General features: G+C 49.9%; 25 protein-coding genes. 10 read left to right on the forward strand and 15 right to left on the reverse strand.

Annotation, left to right across the window (positions count from 1 at the left end; all coding sequences use genetic code 11):
* The first annotated feature begins 73 nt into the window (after positions 1–73).
* Complete coding sequence (locus C7W93_RS18330; RefSeq protein WP_108441694.1) at positions 74–286, forward strand: alkylphosphonate utilization protein; 213 nt, start codon at positions 74–76, stop codon at positions 284–286.
* A gap of 27 nt (positions 287–313) precedes the next feature.
* Here C7W93_RS18330 and C7W93_RS18335 read toward each other — a convergent pair whose 3' ends face one another.
* Entirely contained in the window at positions 314–607 is a 294-nt protein-coding gene (locus tag C7W93_RS18335; RefSeq protein ID WP_108441695.1) for a 2Fe-2S iron-sulfur cluster-binding protein, read from the reverse strand.
* 167 nt (positions 608–774) lie between these two features.
* On the opposite strand from C7W93_RS18335, the gene C7W93_RS18340 reads away from it, so the two are divergent.
* Complete coding sequence (locus tag C7W93_RS18340; RefSeq protein WP_108441696.1) at positions 775–1188, forward strand: hypothetical protein; 414 nt, start codon at positions 775–777, stop codon at positions 1186–1188.
* Between the two features lie 52 nt (positions 1189–1240).
* On the opposite strand, the gene C7W93_RS18345 is transcribed toward C7W93_RS18340, so the two are convergent.
* From C7W93_RS18345 to C7W93_RS18355, 3 genes are all read right to left on the reverse strand, one after another.
* Positions 1241–1450, reverse strand: a complete 210-nt coding sequence (locus C7W93_RS18345; protein WP_108441697.1) for a SlyX family protein — start codon at positions 1448–1450, stop codon at positions 1241–1243.
* Positions 1451–1526: 76 nt separating this feature from the next.
* Complete coding sequence (locus tag C7W93_RS18350; protein ID WP_370446504.1) at positions 1527–1991, reverse strand: ankyrin repeat domain-containing protein; 465 nt, start codon at positions 1989–1991, stop codon at positions 1527–1529.
* A 182-nt stretch (positions 1992–2173) separates the two neighbouring features.
* A complete protein-coding gene (locus C7W93_RS18355) occupies positions 2174–2374 on the reverse strand; it encodes a hypothetical protein (protein WP_108441699.1) in 201 nt (66 codons plus the stop codon).
* Between the two features lie 327 nt (positions 2375–2701).
* Here C7W93_RS18355 and C7W93_RS18360 point away from each other — a divergent pair, with 327 nt between their 5' ends.
* From C7W93_RS18360 to C7W93_RS18370, 3 genes are read left to right on the forward strand one after another with little or no spacing between them, the layout of a single operon-like run.
* Complete coding sequence (locus C7W93_RS18360; protein WP_108441700.1) at positions 2702–3568, forward strand: pirin family protein; 867 nt, start codon at positions 2702–2704, stop codon at positions 3566–3568.
* Positions 3569–3623: 55 nt separating this feature from the next.
* The gene (locus C7W93_RS18365) at positions 3624–3881 is read left to right on the forward strand and encodes an oxidoreductase-like domain-containing protein (RefSeq protein ID WP_108441701.1); all 258 of its coding nucleotides are present in this window, start codon (positions 3624–3626) and stop codon (positions 3879–3881) included.
* A 36-nt stretch (positions 3882–3917) separates the two neighbouring features.
* A complete protein-coding gene (locus C7W93_RS18370; RefSeq protein WP_108441702.1) occupies positions 3918–4322 on the forward strand; it encodes an aminoacyl-tRNA synthetase in 405 nt (134 codons plus the stop codon).
* On the opposite strand, the gene C7W93_RS18375 is transcribed toward C7W93_RS18370, so the two are convergent.
* A complete protein-coding gene (locus tag C7W93_RS18375; RefSeq protein WP_108441703.1) occupies positions 4291–5460 on the reverse strand; it encodes a metallophosphoesterase in 1170 nt (389 codons plus the stop codon). The genes C7W93_RS18370 and C7W93_RS18375 overlap by 32 nt on opposite strands.
* Positions 5461–5759: 299 nt before the next feature.
* On the opposite strand from C7W93_RS18375, the gene C7W93_RS18380 reads away from it, so the two are divergent.
* Positions 5760–6044 carry a hypothetical protein gene (locus tag C7W93_RS18380; protein ID WP_108441704.1) on the forward strand — a complete coding sequence of 95 codons (285 nt, stop codon included), beginning with the start codon at positions 5760–5762 and terminating at the stop codon, positions 6042–6044.
* 94 nt (positions 6045–6138) lie between these two features.
* On the opposite strand, the gene C7W93_RS18385 is transcribed toward C7W93_RS18380, so the two are convergent.
* The 4 genes from C7W93_RS18385 to C7W93_RS24505 are packed head-to-tail and all read right to left on the reverse strand — an operon-like array spanning position 6139 to position 8677.
* Positions 6139–7497, reverse strand: a complete 1359-nt coding sequence (locus C7W93_RS18385; protein ID WP_161539960.1) for an ABC transporter ATP-binding protein — start codon at positions 7495–7497, stop codon at positions 6139–6141.
* A 16-nt stretch (positions 7498–7513) separates the two neighbouring features.
* The gene (locus C7W93_RS24500; RefSeq protein ID WP_370446505.1) at positions 7514–8086 is read right to left on the reverse strand and encodes an HEXXH motif-containing putative peptide modification protein; all 573 of its coding nucleotides are present in this window, start codon (positions 8084–8086) and stop codon (positions 7514–7516) included.
* Positions 8086–8400 carry a hypothetical protein gene (locus C7W93_RS18390; RefSeq protein ID WP_146177582.1) on the reverse strand — a complete coding sequence of 105 codons (315 nt, stop codon included), beginning with the start codon at positions 8398–8400 and terminating at the stop codon, positions 8086–8088. The genes C7W93_RS24500 and C7W93_RS18390 overlap by 1 nt, the downstream gene beginning before the upstream one ends.
* Before the next feature lie 58 nt (positions 8401–8458).
* The gene (locus C7W93_RS24505) at positions 8459–8677 is read right to left on the reverse strand and encodes a hypothetical protein (protein ID WP_146177583.1); all 219 of its coding nucleotides are present in this window, start codon (positions 8675–8677) and stop codon (positions 8459–8461) included.
* Between the two features lie 302 nt (positions 8678–8979).
* On the opposite strand from C7W93_RS24505, the gene folE reads away from it, so the two are divergent.
* Together folE and C7W93_RS18400 are read left to right on the forward strand one after the other, a co-directional pair.
* Positions 8980–9687 carry a GTP cyclohydrolase I gene (folE, locus tag C7W93_RS18395; RefSeq protein ID WP_108441707.1) on the forward strand — a complete coding sequence of 236 codons (708 nt, stop codon included), beginning with the start codon at positions 8980–8982 and terminating at the stop codon, positions 9685–9687.
* A gap of 1 nt (position 9688) precedes the next feature.
* Entirely contained in the window at positions 9689–10117 is a 429-nt protein-coding gene (locus C7W93_RS18400; RefSeq protein WP_108441708.1) for a BLUF domain-containing protein, read from the forward strand.
* Positions 10118–10229: 112 nt separating this feature from the next.
* Here C7W93_RS18400 and C7W93_RS18405 read toward each other — a convergent pair whose 3' ends face one another.
* The 3 genes from C7W93_RS18405 to C7W93_RS18415 all read right to left on the reverse strand — a co-directional run bounded on the left by C7W93_RS18405 (position 10230) and on the right by C7W93_RS18415 (position 12879).
* Positions 10230–11126 (reverse strand): TIGR01777 family oxidoreductase, encoded by an 897-nt coding sequence (locus tag C7W93_RS18405; protein WP_108441709.1) that lies wholly within the window; start codon positions 11124–11126, stop codon positions 10230–10232.
* 133 nt (positions 11127–11259) lie between these two features.
* Positions 11260–11889 (reverse strand): 2OG-Fe(II) oxygenase, encoded by a 630-nt coding sequence (locus C7W93_RS18410; RefSeq protein WP_108442210.1) that lies wholly within the window; start codon positions 11887–11889, stop codon positions 11260–11262.
* Positions 11890–12027: 138 nt separating this feature from the next.
* Entirely contained in the window at positions 12028–12879 is an 852-nt protein-coding gene (locus C7W93_RS18415) for a PA4780 family RIO1-like protein kinase (RefSeq protein WP_108441710.1), read from the reverse strand.
* 333 nt (positions 12880–13212) lie between these two features.
* Here C7W93_RS18415 and C7W93_RS18420 point away from each other — a divergent pair, with 333 nt between their 5' ends.
* Entirely contained in the window at positions 13213–14463 is a 1251-nt protein-coding gene (locus C7W93_RS18420) for an Hsp70 family protein (protein ID WP_108442211.1), read from the forward strand.
* Positions 14464–14572: 109 nt separating this feature from the next.
* Here the strand turns inward: C7W93_RS18420 and C7W93_RS18425 are convergent, their stop codons facing one another.
* The 3 genes from C7W93_RS18425 to C7W93_RS18435 all read right to left on the reverse strand — a co-directional run bounded on the left by C7W93_RS18425 (position 14573) and on the right by C7W93_RS18435 (position 18163).
* On the reverse strand, positions 14573–15904 hold the full coding sequence (locus C7W93_RS18425; protein ID WP_108441711.1) for a voltage-gated chloride channel family protein: 1332 nt from the start codon (positions 15902–15904) through the stop codon (positions 14573–14575).
* A 302-nt stretch (positions 15905–16206) separates the two neighbouring features.
* Positions 16207–17352 carry a porin gene (locus C7W93_RS18430; protein ID WP_108441712.1) on the reverse strand — a complete coding sequence of 382 codons (1146 nt, stop codon included), beginning with the start codon at positions 17350–17352 and terminating at the stop codon, positions 16207–16209.
* A 319-nt stretch (positions 17353–17671) separates the two neighbouring features.
* Positions 17672–18163 carry an Lrp/AsnC ligand binding domain-containing protein gene (locus tag C7W93_RS18435; protein WP_108441713.1) on the reverse strand — a complete coding sequence of 164 codons (492 nt, stop codon included), beginning with the start codon at positions 18161–18163 and terminating at the stop codon, positions 17672–17674.
* 269 nt (positions 18164–18432) lie between these two features.
* Here C7W93_RS18435 and C7W93_RS18440 point away from each other — a divergent pair, with 269 nt between their 5' ends.
* Positions 18433–19770, forward strand: a complete 1338-nt coding sequence (locus C7W93_RS18440) for a D-amino acid dehydrogenase (protein ID WP_370446506.1) — start codon at positions 18433–18435, stop codon at positions 19768–19770.
* The last annotated feature ends 204 nt before the right edge of the window (positions 19771–19974 follow it).

The raw sequence follows: 19974 nt of genomic DNA on the forward strand, positions 1-19974 counted from the left end.
CGCGGTATGCTGCGAGATTCTACGGCACGATGTATTGGCAAACTATCATTAGTACGACTTAAAAAAGATCATCATGAACGTAAAAGACAGCAACGGCACCGCCCTAAGTGAAGGCGATTCGGTCACTTTGATTAAAGACTTGAAGGTAAAAGGGACTTCCGTGACGCTGAAACGCGGCACGATGATCAAAAATATCCGCTTGACGGAAGATGAAGAAGAAATTGAATGTAACGCTGAAAAAGTCAAAGGCCTGGTGCTTAAAACTTGTTTTTTGAAAAAGGCTTAAGGCTTTTTGAACTAGCCGATCAGCGCCTCATTTCAACGTAATCGCCAGCGGAACATCAATCACCAAAGCCGATTCTGCATGCGCGACACAGGGCAAAATATAGCCATCGGCTTTTTCATCGACGCTCAATCCTGGCCATTCGATGTCATACCTGACGCGTCCGCTGATCATCCGGCACAGACAGGTTCGACAAGTTCCGTTTCTGCATGAACTTGGCAAGATGACGCCGCCATTTCTGGCCGCTTGCAGCACTGAAATGGTGTTGGTCGACTCAAATGTCCAACCTTTCGACTCAACGGTTATCAAAAATATATCTTTCATACACCGCACTCAACCATGAAAAATAGATTAGGGCCTACGACTAGCGACCGGCGTTTCTCTTGTATTCTCTCAGCTTCAGGTCAAACGGCCGAAAAATAAGCGTCACACCGAAATCCTGCCGATATCGACAAACCCCATCTTGATTTAATTAACAGCAAGGTAGCAACATGCAAGACTCAGATATCAACGCGGAAATGTCCGTCGATGTGTACGCACAACGACCATGGATTGTACTCAACACAACCTATGACATCGAAGCGTGGATCGACAGTTACAACCGGGATTTGCAATACGCAGCCAAAAAAAGCACTGCAACCGGCTATGGCATCTGCTTTTTTCTGGAATTAGGGGGCGAAATTTACCTGCACACTACGCAAGAAGGCGACGTGATGCTGGATGTAACGCCGGACGCTGAGTGGGTTACGCCGATTATCACCGCCGCCACGCAGATTTCGCCGCCGGGTTCACAGATCTGGGCGTTGCCGGGCGACACGCTGACCCAGCTTATTCTGGGCTTGAGCAATCTGATTGCCTTTACCAAAATCGTGCTGGATCATCCGTTTAAAGTGCCTAAATATTAATCAGTCGCTGCAGAAGAAGCCGTATTAACGCAATTGAGGCCCGAATCTGCCTTCAATAATGTGGTGGACGTTCATGCGGCGCCTGACCTTGCTCACTGCTTTCCCGCGCATCCTTGACCATCCGCGCCAACGCCGCGCACAAAGTTTCAAGCTGATCGATCTTTTGCTGCTGGCGATAGACCAGTTTGTTCAGCTCATCCAGCAAATCTTCCTGATGTGCGATCTTGGTTTCGATGTTGATAATGCGATCTTCTGGGTTCACTCGCCGTTCTCCTAAACATATTGGCAGGCCAGAGTGTAGCGCACGCAGACGCCATTATCGCGAAAGAAACCAGACTTTAAGAGGCAGAATATTTCTCTAGCTGGGCGGGCGTATCCGGTGCGCCCATCATTTTTGCAGCAGCCAATGGCGTGAAGCCCTTCGCATCTTTGGCGTCAACTTTGGCACCCTGTGCCAGCAGAAAATCGACAATCTCGGTCCGGTTAAACATCGCCGCCATCATCAACGCCGTCTTGCCATCTGGCGATGCGCCTTCGACATCTGCGCCATGTGCAAGCAAAAGCTGAATCATCGGCAAATCGCCCTTGAATGCAGCACCGGCAATCGGCGTCTGACCGTTATTGTTGCGCAACTCAGGATCGGCTTTATGCGTCAACAGCACCCGGACTGCGTTAATGTGACCGTGATAACTTGCCAGCATCAGCAGACTATCGCCCTTATGATTACGCAAGTTGGGCGGCAAACCTTGTTGCAATAATGTATCGAGCCGCACAGCGTCACCGCCACGGGCAAGCTCAAACATCTCATGCGCAAAATTGAGAGTGGCATCATCGAGCGCGTTAGCCGCCGCTGCCGAATTTTCTGGTTGTTCTTGCGGTTCTTGCGGTTCTTTCATAGTGAACTCCGTGCCGCGATGGCGGGTGATGTAGGTTTGTTTGCACTCACTGCGGCTAATTGCCAGTTGATCGCCGGCAATTAGCGCGTTTAATCGCTTAAGGCCGCCTTGGCCGCTTCTTCCGGCGTCAGACCATCATAAAACTGGTCGGTGAACCATTCGACTTCTTCTTCAATATGCTCCTGCGCCTGCGCTAATGTTGCACCACCGGCAACTAAAAATCCCTCGACCTCAATACACCAATTAATCAAAGCCAACGTTTCAGGATCTAATTCCTCTTTTTTTGCCATTACTGTTCCTTTTGTTAACATCACATGTAATGCCCATGTGTAAGATAGCCATTATGCAGGATAAGCGAAGACGCGCACTTTGCGCTTACTAACCCCACCGAATCAAGCCAGTGTGCGTGGAAAAAACAACGTCTCTTCAGGCCAGAATGACGTCCGGCAACGTTTCAGAACATCGCCTTATCAACCGTTCATTCAGCCTTTCATTCGTTCCACAAATAGAACAGTGAGTATGAACTTCCCCGTCTATTCACTCTGCCGCAACGATTGTATGATCAATCCTTACAGAGCTTTGATAAAGCATCTGAAATAGCAACCAAAGGAAAAAACATGAAAACGATTCTTGGCGTAGTCAATGCCCCCCGGTCGCACTGGGTAGGTGATGGATTCCCGGTGCGTTCCTTGTTTTCGTTCGATACGCTGGATGGTCATCTGAGCCCGTTCCTGATGCTCGATTACGCCGGTCCTGCGCAATTTTCACCGACCACGCAACGGCGCGGCGTCGGCCAACATCCGCATCGCGGGTTCGAAACCGTCACCATCGTCTATGACGGCGAAGTTGAGCATCGCGATTCCACCGGCAACGGCGGCGTTATCGGCCCCGGCGACGTGCAATGGATGACAGCCGCCTCCGGAATTCTGCACGAAGAATTCCACTCGCCCGAATTCAGCCAAAAAGGCGGCGCTTTCGAGATGGTGCAGTTGTGGGTGAATCTGCCTGCGAAGGACAAAATGGCACCACCGGGCTATCAGGGGATTCTTAACAAGGATATTCCTGTCGTCAATCTAGCCGACGATGCAGGTACGTTGCGCGTCATTGCCGGTGATTTTGATGGCACGCAAGGGCCGGCGCACACCTTTACGCCGATCAACGTTTGGGATATGCGTCTGCGTCAGGATGGCAACGTCACGTTACCGATTCCTGCAGGGCATGTGGCAGCGGTGGTCGTTCTGCACGGAACGGTCATGGTCAACGGCAGCGAAGTTGCCCGCGACGCGCAAGCCGTCTTGCTAGACCATGACGGGACATCGCTGCAACTGGAAGCAAACGGTGACGCGACGCTGTTAGTGTTGAGTGGCGCGCCATTAGGCGAACCAGTGGTCGCGCACGGGCCTTTCGTGATGAACACGCGGGAAGAAATTGTCACAGCGATGCAGGATTTCAATAGTGGTCGTTTTGGCGCAATCTCGCGTTAATCGATGATGTTTGAAGGCGACGCTTTGTCGGCAAACACTCTACGGCGCTCTGGTCATGGCTAACCCCATAACTAACGCCGGTCAACCGCCGATAGAGCCGGTGCAGCCGGATATCGATGACTGCTGTCGTAGCGGTTGCGACCCGTGTATATTTGATCTTTATGAAGACGCGATGGCGCGCTATCGGCTGCAGTTGCAAGCGTGGGAAACCGGAAAGATCGCCATCGCGGCTAAAAATACAGTGAAACAACCCGCTAAAAAAGCGGTTGCCGGGCGTAAGATTAAGTCAAAAAGTAGTGGCCCGAAGAAATAGCGATACATCTCTGCCAACCCACCGAAAGGAAGTGTCATGCGGATGAGCGATGAAGAGTATTTCCGAAGTTGCGTTGCCAAAGAGCGACGTCTGGCACAATTGCTGGGCTATGAGAACATCGAAGAATGCTATGAGCGAGCCGGTACTTTATTAGTCGATACGGCAGCGCTGCCGCAATGGACGCGTGACTGGAAAGCCTGTGGATCGTTGATGGCCAAGTACTGCATCCCGATCCAGTACGGCAAAGACCCCGCACACGAACATGGCGACGCCGTCATCAGCGGCAACATTAACGTGCCACTCTCAGACCATCCCACCAAAGACCGCGCCATCATGTATGCGGTCGTCAAAGCAGTGATTTGCCATCTGGAACACGCAAAAGCCCACCCGACCAAAGCCACCACGCATCTTAGTCAGCCGGGATTAACCGCAAAAGCGTGATTTCAGAAGGGGCCCATAGTCGCTTTGGTGGCCCCCAATAACCGGTTCCACGACTGGTATACACCCATAAATCACGCAATTTGTTCAAACCGGCGGTATAAGGTTGTTGCAAAGGCACGAACAAATTCCACGGAAAGAACTGCCCACCGTGGGTGTGTCCGGACAGTTGCAAGTCAAACCCGGCATCCGCCGCCGCAGCAGCCGAGCGCGGTTGATGCGCCAACAACAATTTCATCCCGATAGTATTAGCGGTCTCAACATGATTCTTACCGCTGTCGACCATCCCCGCCATCGCCAGCTGCGGATCGCTGCGATGCGCTTCGTCGAAATGGTGCGCGCCGTAATCGGTCACGCCCGCCAACAACATCGATGCGCCCTGATGTTGCAGAATAACGTGCTCATTCATCAACACAGTCAATCCCAGACGGCGTACCTCAGCGATCCAAGCATCTGCGTTTGAGTAATATTCATGGTTGCCGGTCACAAAATAAGCCCCGTGCCGTGCCTTCAAATCCGCCAACGGCGCTGTATGTGGCGCCAATCGCTGCACACTGCCATCGACCAAATCACCGGTAATGGCAACGACATCAGCCCGCAATCCGTTCACGCGCTCCACAATCGCATTCAGATAACCGCGCTTGATGGTCGGCCCGACATGAATATCGCTAATCTGCGCAATGGTAAAACCATGCAAACCCGCCGGAAGTTGTTTGATGGGCACATCGACTTTGACCACTTTCGCCAGACGGCGGGCGTTGATAAAGCCAATCACTGTCGCTGCTGCGGCCAATAACGGCACTGCGGCGGCAGTAATCGCAGCAATCCCGGCAATATTCAGACCAAACCACGGCATCACCAGCAGAACGATCTCACGCAATAAAGTCAGCATCAGCAAGGAAGAAAACATCCCCATCGCTAACATCCCAGCCCAAGCCAATCGATCCGAAAGCGGCTGACGCTTGATGACCGACGCCAGCAAGCCGGTAGGAATCAACAAGAACGACAGCAATAACCACACGCCGCCCAACCACTTCAACCACAACGCAACAGGTAGCGCTGGCAAAATAAGCCAGCCGATGACACCATGCAGCATAGCCAGCAGGCAAAGAACGATAGCAATAGCCTTACGCGATGGCATAAAAAATCCTAAGAATGTGAGTCGCCGCTGAATTGCCTCGGCAAAGTAAATGGTGGCTGTGCATGGGAAATGATGGGATGTATAGACTCTATATTGGTACTGCCGGAAGGGATTCAATAGAGCAGGCCTGGATTGCTTATCGCCGCGGCGTGATATCGTTTTATTACTGTTTTAGTCGAAATAATCATCCCCACGAACAAATCTGGCCGCACAACGCCGCCTCGGAATACATTGGCTATTGATAAAAAAGCGCATCAATAGTATGGTCCGCGCCATAACACCTTATTTGGAGCGACATAATGAATGAACAACCAGCAACAAACTTTTTTTGGGATGACTGGAAGCAAGAAGCACTGGCCGCCGGTGTCTCGCCAGAGTTGGCAGCATTGGGGTGCGACGTTTTGCGCCTGCACCGCTTAAATCGTTGGGGTGACGATTTTTTAGGCACTTTTGACGACGCGCCACACATGCTAGCGATCTGCCTGGAAGAGCCTGTCGAAACAGAGTTATTGTTTATCGAAAACCTGCATCCCTACGATACCGCCCTCATAGCAGCAACCAAGATTCGTCTTGGCTTGAAGTAATATTGCGGCAGAGTCGTCTATCGGACGACTTTTTGCCGCGCTCCTGACCTCTGCAACGACGGCCAATCTGCCTCCAAAACGAATCCGCCGCGATTCAATGCCTAATTTCTACAATAACGCGATGCTGCGCAATCACGGATAGAAGCTCGTTGATTCTTTGGACATTGTCCGTGTCCAGATTTGCGTCCCATTCATCCAAAAGCAAATATCTAACGTTTTCTATTTCCGAGGCCTCGTTAAGTATATTCAAAACTCGTTGCCCTGTTGATAGATCTTGATAATTTGACTGCCAACAAAGGTCATTAATATTCGCTGGCAGTAACATTGCATCAGTGCCTGCTGCTTTTTTTAGCTCCAATAGGAATGTTGACTTTCCCGAGCCATTCATTCCGCGTATGGTGAAGCGACCATGTTTTTGTTCCTGGATTTTTTTTACCTCTACATAGAGACTATTCACAACTACATCATTGATGGTCAATGGGCCAAAAGTCTTCGGCAATGTCTGTGACGCAATGTTTAATAATGTACGCATATCAAAAAGAAGACACATACGCGCATTCATTGCTGACCAATCTAAAGTTTGGTAAATCAATGTACTCAGAGAGTTCAAAATATGAAAAATCCGGGTCAAATTGACAATGACCGCCGCTGCCAATACAGCTTCTACCGCTTCTCCCGTAATAAGATGGTAGATCAGATAACAAGTTGGTATAAGCGCCGCTAAGCCAAGAAGCAAATTACCTAATTGCATAATTGCTGCCAATTTATTCGACGCGGCATAGTATTTTTTTGCGAAGCAATTTTTCTCTTTCGTCCAAATAGAAAAATTATAAATATTCCCAAGCACCGCGTTTTTCCACACCCCGCCTAAGGATTGTCCATATTTTATGAAATGACTTTCATTTTCAATTGCGCATTTTTGGATGGATAACTTTAATATTAAAATTATTCCGACACTTAAAACAAAGCTAATAAGATAACCAGTAATTAGTTGAGATGGCAATAAGAAGCCAATAACGATCATACTTAAAATACTATTAAGAAAAAAAGTAAAGAAATTATGGATAAACGAAATATATCCACTAATAATGCCAAACGAATTCCTAGAAAGCATTGACTCGACAGTTTCTTTACTTTCGGTCTGAAGGTAAACTTCTGTCTTAGCAAACATTACAGAAGAAAACCAATCAATGTATTTTTTATGCGCTTTATTAATCCAGTGCTGCAATACCAAAAGCGATAAGCAACCTGGTATGAAAGGAACAATCATAGATATAATAAACAAACATAGATATGTTTTAAAAGGTGTTCCGGCCTCATGGTGCTCAATTAATCGGGTCAAAAAAAATGCGGAGGATGCGATAATAGTTTGATGAATTACAATTAATACAATCGCAGTTACAGCTATTGGATCTTGTAATAATATTTTCCACGATTCAATATTTTTTTTCATATGCATTATCTCTCTATCAACTACTACTCAATTTCATAACATCAATATTAGATTGAACGTTATTCAAAATCTCCATAGCACGAGGTTTTAATAGCGAGTTTCCTTTTAACTTTTCTCTATCGATCACTTCCCTGATAGAAATTAGCGATAACTTCAGTTGGGAGAGCAGACAATCGGATGGCGGATGCACATTTGGTATAACCGGGTGTCCTAAAAATTTACATCTAAATTGTAAAATCTCTAACCCGACTACAATACTATGCAGCACCTTATCAAGAGGACGTGGAACATTGAGAATGGCGGAAGATGCCCAGTTTGACTTAGATAGAATTAAATTATAATCATAATGCTCATGACATAACTCATCCATGAACATAGTATGGTGGGTCATTTCATGTACTAAAAATTCAACGACATCATTGATAGGATAATGTAATTTTGGATTTTCCCATATAACACCAAGAGCGGCGCTAGTCGAGCCACCGCGCGCGTTAGTGGACGGCATAATAAAAACGTCTGTGATTATTAACTCAAAAAACGCTTTATGTTCCTGTGAATATTGACCTAATTCATTAATTGCGATTGCAATTAGCTCTTTTTTCTTTCCGCCTCTTTTTCTTCTTCAATATTAATCACAGAATCTTGTTGCATGTCATCCAGCAAAGTTAATGCATCTGTCTGCATTTTTCCGCAAAACTCCTGCGCCGTCTGGAAATCTGAAATTATATTTACCTCACCAACTATACCGATGGGCTTTCTGCTGGTCTGCACCTCTAAATACTTGTGAAAAGCTTGCCCTAAAGTCGAAATATTATTTATATTTTTTGAAGCAATAGGGTCATTTTTTAGAATTAATAAGAAAATATTTCTCATTAATATTTCAAATCCATTTTGTGCAATCACAACAGATCCTTTGACTAAGAGTGTGTAAGCTAATACACACTCCATTTTTCAGAGTAGTTTAATTAATACGACTCATAGTTTGTAATGAATTCGTTTTCATATCATCATACGAAATCATTCTTAATGGAATTGGATTAATTGGAGGTATGTTTTGTGCCTCAATCTTAATCCGGCTAGCATTAACAATATCCTCTTCTGTTATGTTAAATGCAGTAGTTTTTATTAATGCATTAATATTAAATACAGCTAAAGAAGCGATAACAGATTTTGATAGCATAATTTTTACTTTAGTTAAAGAATCAGAATGACAATATGTGATTGCCAATTTGAGTATAGCGACGATTTTCTTAAGTTCTCACCTATCCGCCCCGTTTTAGGTCTTTTACTTACGCTTCGTACCTGTCCAACTCTCCGGCGAAAATAAGTAAATACACTGAAAAACAACGAGCAAGGCCACTGAGTTGCTGAGTCCAATGACAGCTCAGAATTGAGGTGCGGCAGGGTCAGTAAATCCGATCGCTAAATTTGGGTTAGACTGAATGCCTGCATACCATTACGCCAAAAAAACGCTAAAAAATAATGCCTACAGATCACTTATCACACACAAACGACGAGCCGATGTCGGCGCGTATCCGCGCGCGTATTGAGACTGCCGGCGTGCGTTTTCATGCCAACGATAATATTGCGCAATTTATCAAGGATGGCGAACTGGAAGTCTTGCAAGCGGAGGTCCAAAGCAAGTTATCCGAAGTTCTGCAAAGTCTGGTAATCGACATCGAAAGCGACCATAACACGCAAGATACTGCACGCCGCGTCGCGAAAATGTACATTCAGGAAGTCTTTCGCGGGCGTTATCAAGCGCCACCGCCAGTGACTGAATTCCCGAATGTAGAGCAATTGAACGAGTTGATGATCGTTGGTCCGATCACTGTGCGCAGCGCCTGTTCGCATCATTTATGTCCGATCATGGGAAAAGTCTGGATCGGCGTCATGCCTAACGAGCACTCCAACCTGATCGGCTTATCAAAGTACGCCCGGTTAATCGAATGGGTCATGGGCCGACCACAGATTCAGGAAGAAGCCGTATCGCAAGTCGCCCAATTACTGATGGAAAAACTCAAACCGGACGGCCTCGCCATCGTGATGGAAGCCGATCACTTCTGCATGAGCTGGCGCGGTGTGAAAGATACCGACGCAAAAATGATCAATAGCGTGATGCGTGGCTCGTTCTTGACCGACCCCAATTTACGGCGCGAGTTTTTGGCGCTGATAGCCAAGCGAGGATAATATGTTAGTGCGTCTGATTTACGGCAGTACCGCCAGTGACCTGGTGAATCACGAAACGATTGAAAAAATTCTCGAATCGTCCCGCAGAAACAATCCTTCCCAAGGCATTACCGGCGTACTTTGCTATGACCAAAATATGTTTGTGCAGGCGCTGGAAGGTGGCCGCGAACAAATCAATGCGTTATACGCGCGTTTGCAGCAGGATCCTCGCCATACCAAGCTGATATTGCTAAGTTATACAGAGATAGAAGCGCGACTTTATCCGGGCTGGACCATGAGCAAAATCCGGCTGGATCGCATCAATCTGTCGTTGTTACTGAAATATTCGGCTACCGCAACGTTCAATCCGTATGCTGTGCCCGGCAAAACTACCGTGGCGTTGCTGGAAGAACTTGCTGCGACAGGCTGCTTTTCATCGCGTGAAGCCTGAAAAATAAGCGTATCGCTCTGCAAATGCCGCACATTTATCATGTTAAATGTGCGGCATTTTCATGTGCGCTCATCGGCAAGCATCAACGCCTCTCAGCATCAGTATCTGGGTATCACCCCACCAGATCAGACAAAGCATACTCAAGTTTTGGATGTAAAAAGCGATAACCCAATGCAGTTATACCGACCGGTATCACCTTTTGGCCGCCTAACAATAAATACGCCCGATCACCTAACGCCAGTTGCAATACCCAGGCAGGCGCCACAAAAAGAGCGGGACGATGCAGTGCGCGGGCTAATTTCTCCGTAAAAGCACGATTAGTGACCGGTTCCGGTGCCGTCATATTGAACGCACCAGAAGCCTGCGTGTTATGCAGCAACACCAACACCATCGCGACATAGTCGTCGATGTGCACCCAACTCATCCATTGATGGCCACCTCCCAATCTGGCACCGAGGCCTAGCTTGAATGGCTGACGCATTTTGCCCAGAATTCCGCCCGTGCGATCCAGCACCAACCCCGTGCGCAGTTGGCAAACCCTGACACCCATCGGCACAGCCTTTAGTGCCGCCTGTTCCCAAGCCACACACAACGCCGCGCCAAAATCGGTTGCAGCAGGCGAGGTTTCATCCATTACTTGCTCCTCACCATCGCCGTAATAGCCGACCGCAGAACCGCTGAGTAGTACTGCCGGTTTTTGATTGCTGGCGTTGATCCGCTGAACCAAAGCATCGGTCAGTGTCACCCGACTTTGCCATAGCAACTCTCTGCGTTTTGTTGACCAGGCCGCATCCACAATCGGCTCGCCCGCCAAATTAATCACCGCATCGAATACTTGATTGCGCCGCCATTCATCTAGCGACCCAATAGCTTGTACCGTCGCACCACATTTTTCTTTTACCGTAGCAGGCTGGCGACTGAGTACGGTTATTTCATGATCTGCCTGAAGTAGCGCTTTACACAGATGTCGACCGATCAAACCGGTGCCGCCCGTTATCAGAATACGCATGTTGAGATGCTCCTATCCGCCGTATCGAACTGAAGGAACTAACGATAAATTGCAAGTTGAGAGAAAAAAATGAACAATATAAATTGAAACAGAAATTGAGGATGCGCGACGCGATTATTCTCGCCGGAATAGCTTAACGCCGCTTAAACCAGCCCGTCAGCGACAAACGTTCACGCGTTGCCGCTAACACTTCGTGCGGCATATCAGCAGACAGAAACAACGCCAGACTGCCGCCCGACGGCAAGATATCCTGCTGCGTTTTTCCGTCCAGATGTAGACGCAAAGCGCCGCCCTGCTCCGGTAACCAGTCTTGATTCAGATAAAGTACCGCCGATACGGTGCGGCGGTCGTCATCACGAAAACGGTCAATATGTTTTTGATAGAAAGCACCGGGAGGATAGAGCGCGAAATGGGTTTCGTATTCTTCCAGCCCCAGATAAAGCGTGCGATTCAAGGCCTGACGCAGCGATTCCATGATGCCCAAATACTGGTCGCAAGCGGCGGATTGTCCGGCCTCAAGCCACTGAATATAATCTCCGCGCACCCCTTCGCGTACCGCCAGACCCGTGCCGCGACCTACGCCAGCGAGGGCTAATGCGCCTTTATCGGCACGTTCACGGCATTCTGCGGCCAGCGTCAGCACCAGATCGGCAGGTAAAAAATCAGCTTGATGCGACCACCCGCGTGCAACCAGATCGTCAACAATCGCGGTGGCGATGTCTGCGGCTTGGTTTTCTGGCGGATGGGTGAAAGAAGTCGGCATATGCGTCGATTTTATCAGCGAATGCCGCCATCGCCCTGCCAGAATAGCCGCAATCAGCGGCTGCCCGCAGCGCATTAGCGGATAACATGTTTAATGACGATGATGACGTGAAGAAGGCGAAATTCGCCTTGCTAACAATTAATGCTCCGCTTCATATTGGGCACGCCGACGTTCTTCCTCTTCTTCACGCGCCAGAGCAATTTCACGCACCACAGCCCCCACGTCAACGGCCTTATTATTAGCAGCGACGCGGCCAGTCAATTTCACGTCCGGATGCAACAGGCCCGCCAGATACAACGCCCAGATTTCCTTGCCGTACTGTGTGCCCTGCAATTGCGGTGCAAATTGCCCAAAATAGGTGGCAAGGTTATTCACGTCGCGCTCCAGCATCTCCGCCGCGCCGGTGTTCCCGGCAGCATCCACAGCCTGCGGTAAATCAATGATCACCGGACCATGCGCATCCACCAAAATATTGTATTCCGACAAATCGCCGTGAATCACCCCGGCGCACAGCATCAGCACTACTTCGCGCAACAATGCAGCGTGATATTCCAACGCCTGCTCTTTGCTCATTTCGATATCATTCAGACGCGAGGCGGCATTGCCCGCCGCGTCGGTGACCAACTCCATCAACAGTACGCCTTCAAAGCAGATGAACGGCTGCGGCACGCGCACTCCAGCGGCGGCCAGACGGTATAGCGCATCAACTTCGGCGTTCTGCCAGACTTCTTCCTGCATTTTGCGACCATACCGGCTGCCCTTTTCCATCGCACGGGCCTGACGGCTGTTTTTAACCTTACGGCCTTCCTGATACGAGGCATTCTGACGAAAACTACGCTGATTCGCGTCTTTATAGACTTTGGCGCAGCGAATTTCCTCACCGCAGCGCACGACGTAAACGGTTGCCTCTTTGCCACTCATCAGTTGGCGGACTACCTCGTCCACCAGGCCCTCTTCTACTAACGGTTGAATTCTTTTTGGGGTTTTCATAGATACGGGGGTGGCGATTTGGAGATCGCGTACTAAGACATAAAGGGCCAAGTATGGCGCAATACTGCCCCCCGTGGGCTAGAACCCGCACACTATGCAATAGCGGCGACCGTCAAAAGCGCAGATATCTGGCCATTTACACATCGCCGCGTTGGCATCTTGTTATTTCTTCAGCAAGTCGGCAAAAGCCCATTACAAGCCAGCAACCGGCACTCTAAAAACAACAATCCCCCGCGATTTACGCCGCATCTGATTAAAAAAGATGCGCCGCTGCTCACGTCAATCGACGCTTTGCGCTATGATTACGCCCGTTTTTATATTAAAGGAAGATACATGTCGAATGCTTGCGGTGTAGATTTCGGCACGTCAAATTCCACCGTCGGCTGGAGTCGTCCCGGGCAATCTGCTTTGTTGCAATTGGAAGATGACAAGGTCACCTTGCCGTCCGTCGTGTTCTATAACGCTGAGGACGAAGTCTTCAGTTTTGGCCGCGCAGCGCTGGCCGGATACCTGACGGGCTATGAAGGCCGATTGATGCGCTCGCTCAAAAGCTTGCTCGGCTCGACCCTGATCGACGGCCAAACTGAAGTCGGCGGACGCGCATTGCCGTTCCGCGCGTTGCTAGAACAGTTCATCAACGAACTCAAAATCCGTGCAGAGCGCTCTGCCGGCCGAGAATTCGACAGCGTAGTGCTTGGTCGCCCGGTATTTTTCGTCGATGACAATCGTGCCGCCGATCAACGCGCACAAGCAACGCTGGAAGAAATCGCCCGCGCCGCCGGTTTCAAACATATCGCGTTTCAATACGAGCCGATTGCCGCCGCGTTCGACTATGAATCCACCATCGACCGCGAAGAACTGGTATTAATCGCCGATATTGGCGGCGGAACCTCCGACTTTTCGCTAGTCCGGCTGTCGCCAACCCGCGCCAAACAACAAGATAGGCGCGACGATATTCTGGCAACCGGCGGGATTCACATTGGTGGCACGGATTTTGATAAGTATTTAAGCCTCTCCAGCGTCATGCCGCAGCTAGGTCTGGGCAGCCGACTGACCAATAACAGCGAAGTCCCGTCCAGTTATTACTTCAATCTGGCCACCTGGCACACCATTAATCTGATCTACACCCGCAAAATGGCGGAGCAATTGAAAGACGTGGCGCGCGATGTCCGCGAACGCGACAAATTCGACCGACTGCTGGATCTGGTCGAGCAACGCGCCGGACATTGGCTGGCAATGAAAGTGGAAGAAGGCAAGATTGCGTTATCGGATGCCGAGACAGTCGAATTGACGCTGGAAAAATTAGCCTCCAGTGAGCCGATACTGCTCAACCGTGCCGGATTTAACACCAGCATTTCGCATTTAGTGTCATCGGTGGAAGAAACCGTTGCCAAGCTATTAAGCGATGCTGGCGTCAAAGCGCAGGCAATTGATACCGTATTTTTTACCGGTGGATCGAGTGGCGTCGGCTTGCTACGTCGGCAAATCGCTGCTGTCGTGCCCACCGCGAAGGCCGTAGAAGGCGATTTATTTGGCAGCATCGGCGCCGGACTAGCGCTGGATGCGGTGCGTAAGTTCTCTTGATTATCACGAACGGTCAGCTACGGCGCAGCTAAATCCGTTTGGAAAGCCGTTGCGTTAAGCGCCGTGATGGCGCGGACAAAGGCGGCGATTACCGCTTTTAACCGCCTTTTTAGTGATCCGTATTCTCGGTCTCAACAACATTTTTTTCTGGTGATTTCTTGGCGGTGCGCTTCCGCCAGAGCCCACTTCCCGGAAATACCATCCCCTCCGGCAGGTGCAAGAACTTTCCCTCGCCGACACGTTGCGCACGATAAATTCCGCTATGTCCGGAAAATAAATAACTCACGATACACGCCACCGCAGCCAGACTGCCGATCTCCGGTCCAAACAATTCAATCGCCATAATAGTCGATGCAATCGGCGTATTTGCCGCGCCTGCAAAGACCGCTACAAAGCCCAGTCCAGCCAATACCGGCAACGGTAGCGCCAGCACATAACTTAACGCATTGCCCAGCGTCGCACCGATATAAAACAGCGGCGTCACCTCGCCACCCTTAAAGCCGGAAGCCAATGTCACTATCGTAAACAGCATCTTTCCGAAAAAATCGTAAGCGGGCAACGGCTGCGAAAATGCATCGATAATTGTAGGAATACCCAATCCCAGATACTTATCCGTCGCCAGCAAAGTCGCCGCCAGCGCCACCACCACGCCGCCCACGAAAGGGCGCATCGGCGCATACCTAATCCAACGCTTCAGCACGGCCGACAACGCATGCGTGCCTGTTGCAAAAAACATCCCCACCAGACCAAACGCGATCCCTGCCACTATCGTCGCGCCCAGCACCAGAAAACTGATGTGCGGCACAAACGGAATCGCATAATGGGTGTGATGCACACCCAACAAACCGGGTAATTGATCAGCAACAATCGCGGCAATAAAACAGGGAAAAATCGCGTCATACCGCAAGCGCCCTATCGCCAGTACCTCCAGCCCAAACACCGCGCCAGCCAGCGGTGTGCCGAATACCGAAGCAAAACCGGCGCTGATACCCGCCATCAGTAAGATCCGCCGATCCTCCTTATCCAGCTTGCAAATACGCGTCACCACATCCGCCAGCCCGCCGCCCATCTGCAACGCCGTCCCCTCGCGCCCGGCCGAACCGCCGAATAGATGGGTAACGATCGTCCCCAACAAAATCAACGGCACCATGCGCTTAGGCACGATGCGTTGCGGATCATGGATCTCATCGATCAGCAGATTATTGCCGCCCTCCACCGACTTGCCGAAATGGTGATAAATCAACCCAACCGCCAGTCCGGCAATTGGCAGCAGCCATAACAACCAAGGGTGCGCGGTACGGGTATTAGTCGCCCAATCGAGCGACACCAGCAAAGCCGACGACGCCACGCCTGCCAGTACACCGACCACCGCAGACAAAATGAGCCAGCGGCCCAGATACAGCAGCATCCCGCACTGCTCGGAGAATTTAGTTTGTTTCATTGTTTCCAGAGAGGTAAACCCAGGTGCCTAAAGCAGACATTTTGATTCAATCCGTTTTATTGTATTAGCCAAGCACAGCTTACGTTGCTATTTCCTTCTGCGACGGATAAAAGATTTTCGGAAAAAATGATGTCGACCCGGCAAGCCCGATGCCAAACGGCTGGCAAAGCGCTGCCAAATCATCGAATTTCCGCTTAACGACGGCACAATGCAAACGGGGCCAGAGTATGCACTCTGGCCCCGCTTCCCTGCACCTTCTATACGCCCATCAGGTATCAGACGTTTATCAGCGCATAAACCCATTAAAACTTGTGACGGATTGCTGCGCGAATAATCGCTTGCTTGTCATTGCCAGAACGGGCGGCGTCACTTGGCACCAACCCTTGATCAAGCGATGTACCCGTCATATCACCACCAACTTTTTGATACGCACCTTGCAGATAAACATCGGTCCGCTTGGAGAAAGCGTAATCCGCCATCAAGCCCACCGTCGAATATTTAGGCTTGGCGTTGCCAGCTGTCGTATCGAACTTAGCTTGCGTATAGGTGTACATCGCCCCTACAAAAAAGGCCTGCGATACCTGAAACTTGGCATTGAGTTCGTAGTTGTTAAACTTCAGCGTCGTCAACGTGCCAACCGCAGGTGTGATCGAACCCGAGTACGCATTGCTAGTTGGGTTAGTCAGATTGGTATTGCTATAAACAAAGCCCAGCGTCGTCGCACCAAAAGTGTAATTCAGGCCGGCACCAAAGATTTTTTGTTTAGCGGCCAAAAAGTTGGCATCGCTTGGTGTGATCGAACCGGAAGTCGTGGTCCCGGTGCGGGTCAGATTCATGTAACCGATACCAGCAACCCAAGGGCCGTTGGCATAGCTGCCACCCAGACTATACGTGCGGTTATTCGCGCTGCTGCCAGCGGTTTCGCCAAAACCGTACAAACCACCGAACGTGAAGCCAGAAAACGTCGGGCTGGTGTATTTAACCGAGTTATTCACGCGGAACGAATTGTCTGTATTGTCATTGTCATATGGATGCGAGAACAACAGCCCAGCCCAGTTGCCGTTGGCAGTCACCGGGCCGACGTAATCGACGATAGAGTCATATTGACGACCCAGTGTAAGCGTGCCCCCAGTTTTGCTCGACAAGCCGACCAAAGCCTGACGCCCAAACATCAAACCACCCTGGCCCAGTTTGCCGGTATCGGCAGCAAAGCCGTTTTCGATTTGAAACACCGCGCTTAACCCGCCTCCTAAATCTTCATTGCCCTTAAAACCAAGGCGACTGCCTTGTGCATAGCCGCTCTCCATGTCGACCAGGCTTTTACCGCGCGTATTAGTAGTGTAATCGAGTCCCAAATCGATCAAGCCATAAATAGTGACGTTGGTTTGCGCCTGCGCCATGCCAGCGATCCCACCTAACAAACCCGCAACCAGAATTATTTTCTTCATGTGTATAGCTCCCGAGGATGATAGAAATCAAACTTTTATATAGCGGCAAATATGCGCGTTGCAGGCATGACATACCCTGCAACGCCAATCAATTCCAGGCCCTGTTTCGCCGTCGTTGATGCCTGTGGACAGAATGCCATAACAGATTGTGCGCAAGCAGTTGTCTAGATATAAAGCGCACCAACTTGTCGCAAAGGAGCTTGGATTTGTCGCAAAACCTCAATTTTTGCGCTAAAAAGCACGCGAAAAAACAACAAAACCACCCAAAACCGTCTAAGTAATCAATCGTAGGATGTCTTCACAGCTGCGATACAGCTTGTCAGTTGCGCTCCAAAGCCAACGCCAACGTCTCCTTAATCTCTTCCATCACCACATAACTTTTTGACTGCACTGCGCCCGGCAGTTGCAGCAACATATCGCCTAGCAAGGTTCGGTATTGCGCCATTTCACGGATACGGGCTTTGATCAGATAATCAAAATCGCCGGATACCAAATGACATTCCTGCACCTCCGGGATACGCAAGACTTCGCGCCGGAACTGCTCGAAAGTCGCGGCAGATTTATGGTTGAGCGTGATTTCGACAAACACCAGTAATTTCGCCCCGACCGCTGCGGGATTCACGCGCGCGTAATAGCCGTCGATGACACCATCGCGCTCCATCCGTTTAACCCGTTCGATGCAAGGGGTGATGGACAAACCGACCTGCTCGCCAAGTTCTTTCATCGACATGCGGCCATCTTGCTGCAGCAGCTGCAAAATGTGGCGGTCCAGTTTATCGAGGGAGCGGACGGATTCTTTTTGGGTTCTCATGGCGGGCCTGATTGTGGGGGTTTTGCAACGAAGCAGCGTGAAAATCGACTGTCGCAGCCGAATTGCGTATGAAAGCGTAATCTTGAGGTAATTGCCGCGCGTCTCTATTTAGTCTCAATATGAGATGACCGCTTAGCACTTCGACAGCATTCGTTCTCGTACTCAGCATTATTTCCTAAATTTCATTCTTTATACAGTAACTAAAACTGGAATTTTTTAAATAGCATAGCGTTAATTACCGTAAATCGACTGTGATTCATGTGATTAATCTGTGCACGCCCGCGAAGGGCGTGTTTTTGCGTAAGTTCAGGAGAAACAACATGCGGGTGCTTATTCTAGGCAGTGGTGTAGTCGGCGTGACGACTGCGTATTATTTGGCAAAAGCCGGGCACGAAGTGACGGTCGTTGACCGCTTGTCGGGGCCAGCCGAAGAAACCAGTTTTGCCAATGCTGGCCAGATTTCGCCGGGTTATGCGTCGCCTTGGGCCGCGCCGGGAATCCCAATCAAAGCACTCAAATGGATGGTGCAGAAGCATGCACCGTTGTCGATTACGCCGGATGGTTCACTCTTTCAGTTGCGGTGGATGTGGCAGATGTTGCGTAATTGCAATGCAGCAAGTTATGCCGTTAACAAGGAACGCATGGTGCGGCTGGCGGAATATAGCCGGGATTGTTTTAAAGAGTTACGCGCTGATACGGGCATCGCTTATGAAGGTCGTCAGCTTGGAACCACGCAGGTTTTTCGGACTGAGCAGCAAATGGCAGAGGCCGCCAAAGATACGCAAGTATTGAAGGATAGCGGCGTACCGTTTGAGTTGCTGACAGCGGAAGAAATCGCACGGGTTGAACCGGCGTTGGCGGCGGTCAAACATAAATTGCACGGGGCTTTGCGGTTACCGAATGACGAGACTGGGGATTGTCAGTTATTTACGACGCGTTTGGCGGAGATGGCGACGCAGTTGGGTGTGCAGTTTCGCTATAACTTGCAGATTGATTCGCTGACGTTTGCAAACGGAGCGATTGCTGGTGTGCAGTGTGGGCATGAGTATTTGCAGGCTGACAGTTATGTGGTGGCGTTGGGGACGTATTCGACCAACTTTTTGCGCAATATTGTAGATATTCCGGTGTATCCGCTGAAGGGGTATTCGATTACGGTGCCGATTACGAATGTCGACGCTGCACCGGTTTCCACCATCTTGGATGAGACTTATAAAATCGCGATTACGCGGTTTGATAATCGAATCCGGGTAGGAGGGATGGCGGAGATTGTGGGGTTTAATAAGGCGCTCAATCCTAAACGTCGGGCTACTTTAGAGATGGTAGTGAATGATTTATTTCCGGGTGCCGGGGATACTTCAGTTGCTAGTTTTTGGGCTGGCTTGCGGCCTATGACGCCGGATGGGACGCCGATTGTCGGGAAAACGCCTATTCGGAATTTATTCCTGAATACCGGGCATGGGACGTTGGGATGGACTATGTCTTGTGGGTCGGCAGCATTGTTGTCGGATTTGATTTCTGGACGGCGGCCGGCGATTGTAGCTGAGGATTTGAATGTTAGTCGGTATGGGAGACGGGGTGGGGAGGCTGCTGCTCAGGCATATGCTTAATGCGGGTGTTTCACCCCTTTGACTTGGTCGCCGACCGCCGCATGGACTCACACAAGTACTTAAACTCATGCCTACTGCGTAAGGCGTTTTGCTCGGATTTAGAGCAGTTTGTTCAGATGCAGATGGGTGATGGCGTCCTCGCCAACACCGGCGCCGCAGCATACACCGATTTGCAACACGTTTTTTCAACAGGTGTCCGCTCTA

The organism is Glaciimonas sp. PCH181, from assembly GCF_003056055.1.
Classification (GTDB): domain Bacteria; phylum Pseudomonadota; class Gammaproteobacteria; order Burkholderiales; family Burkholderiaceae_D; genus Glaciimonas.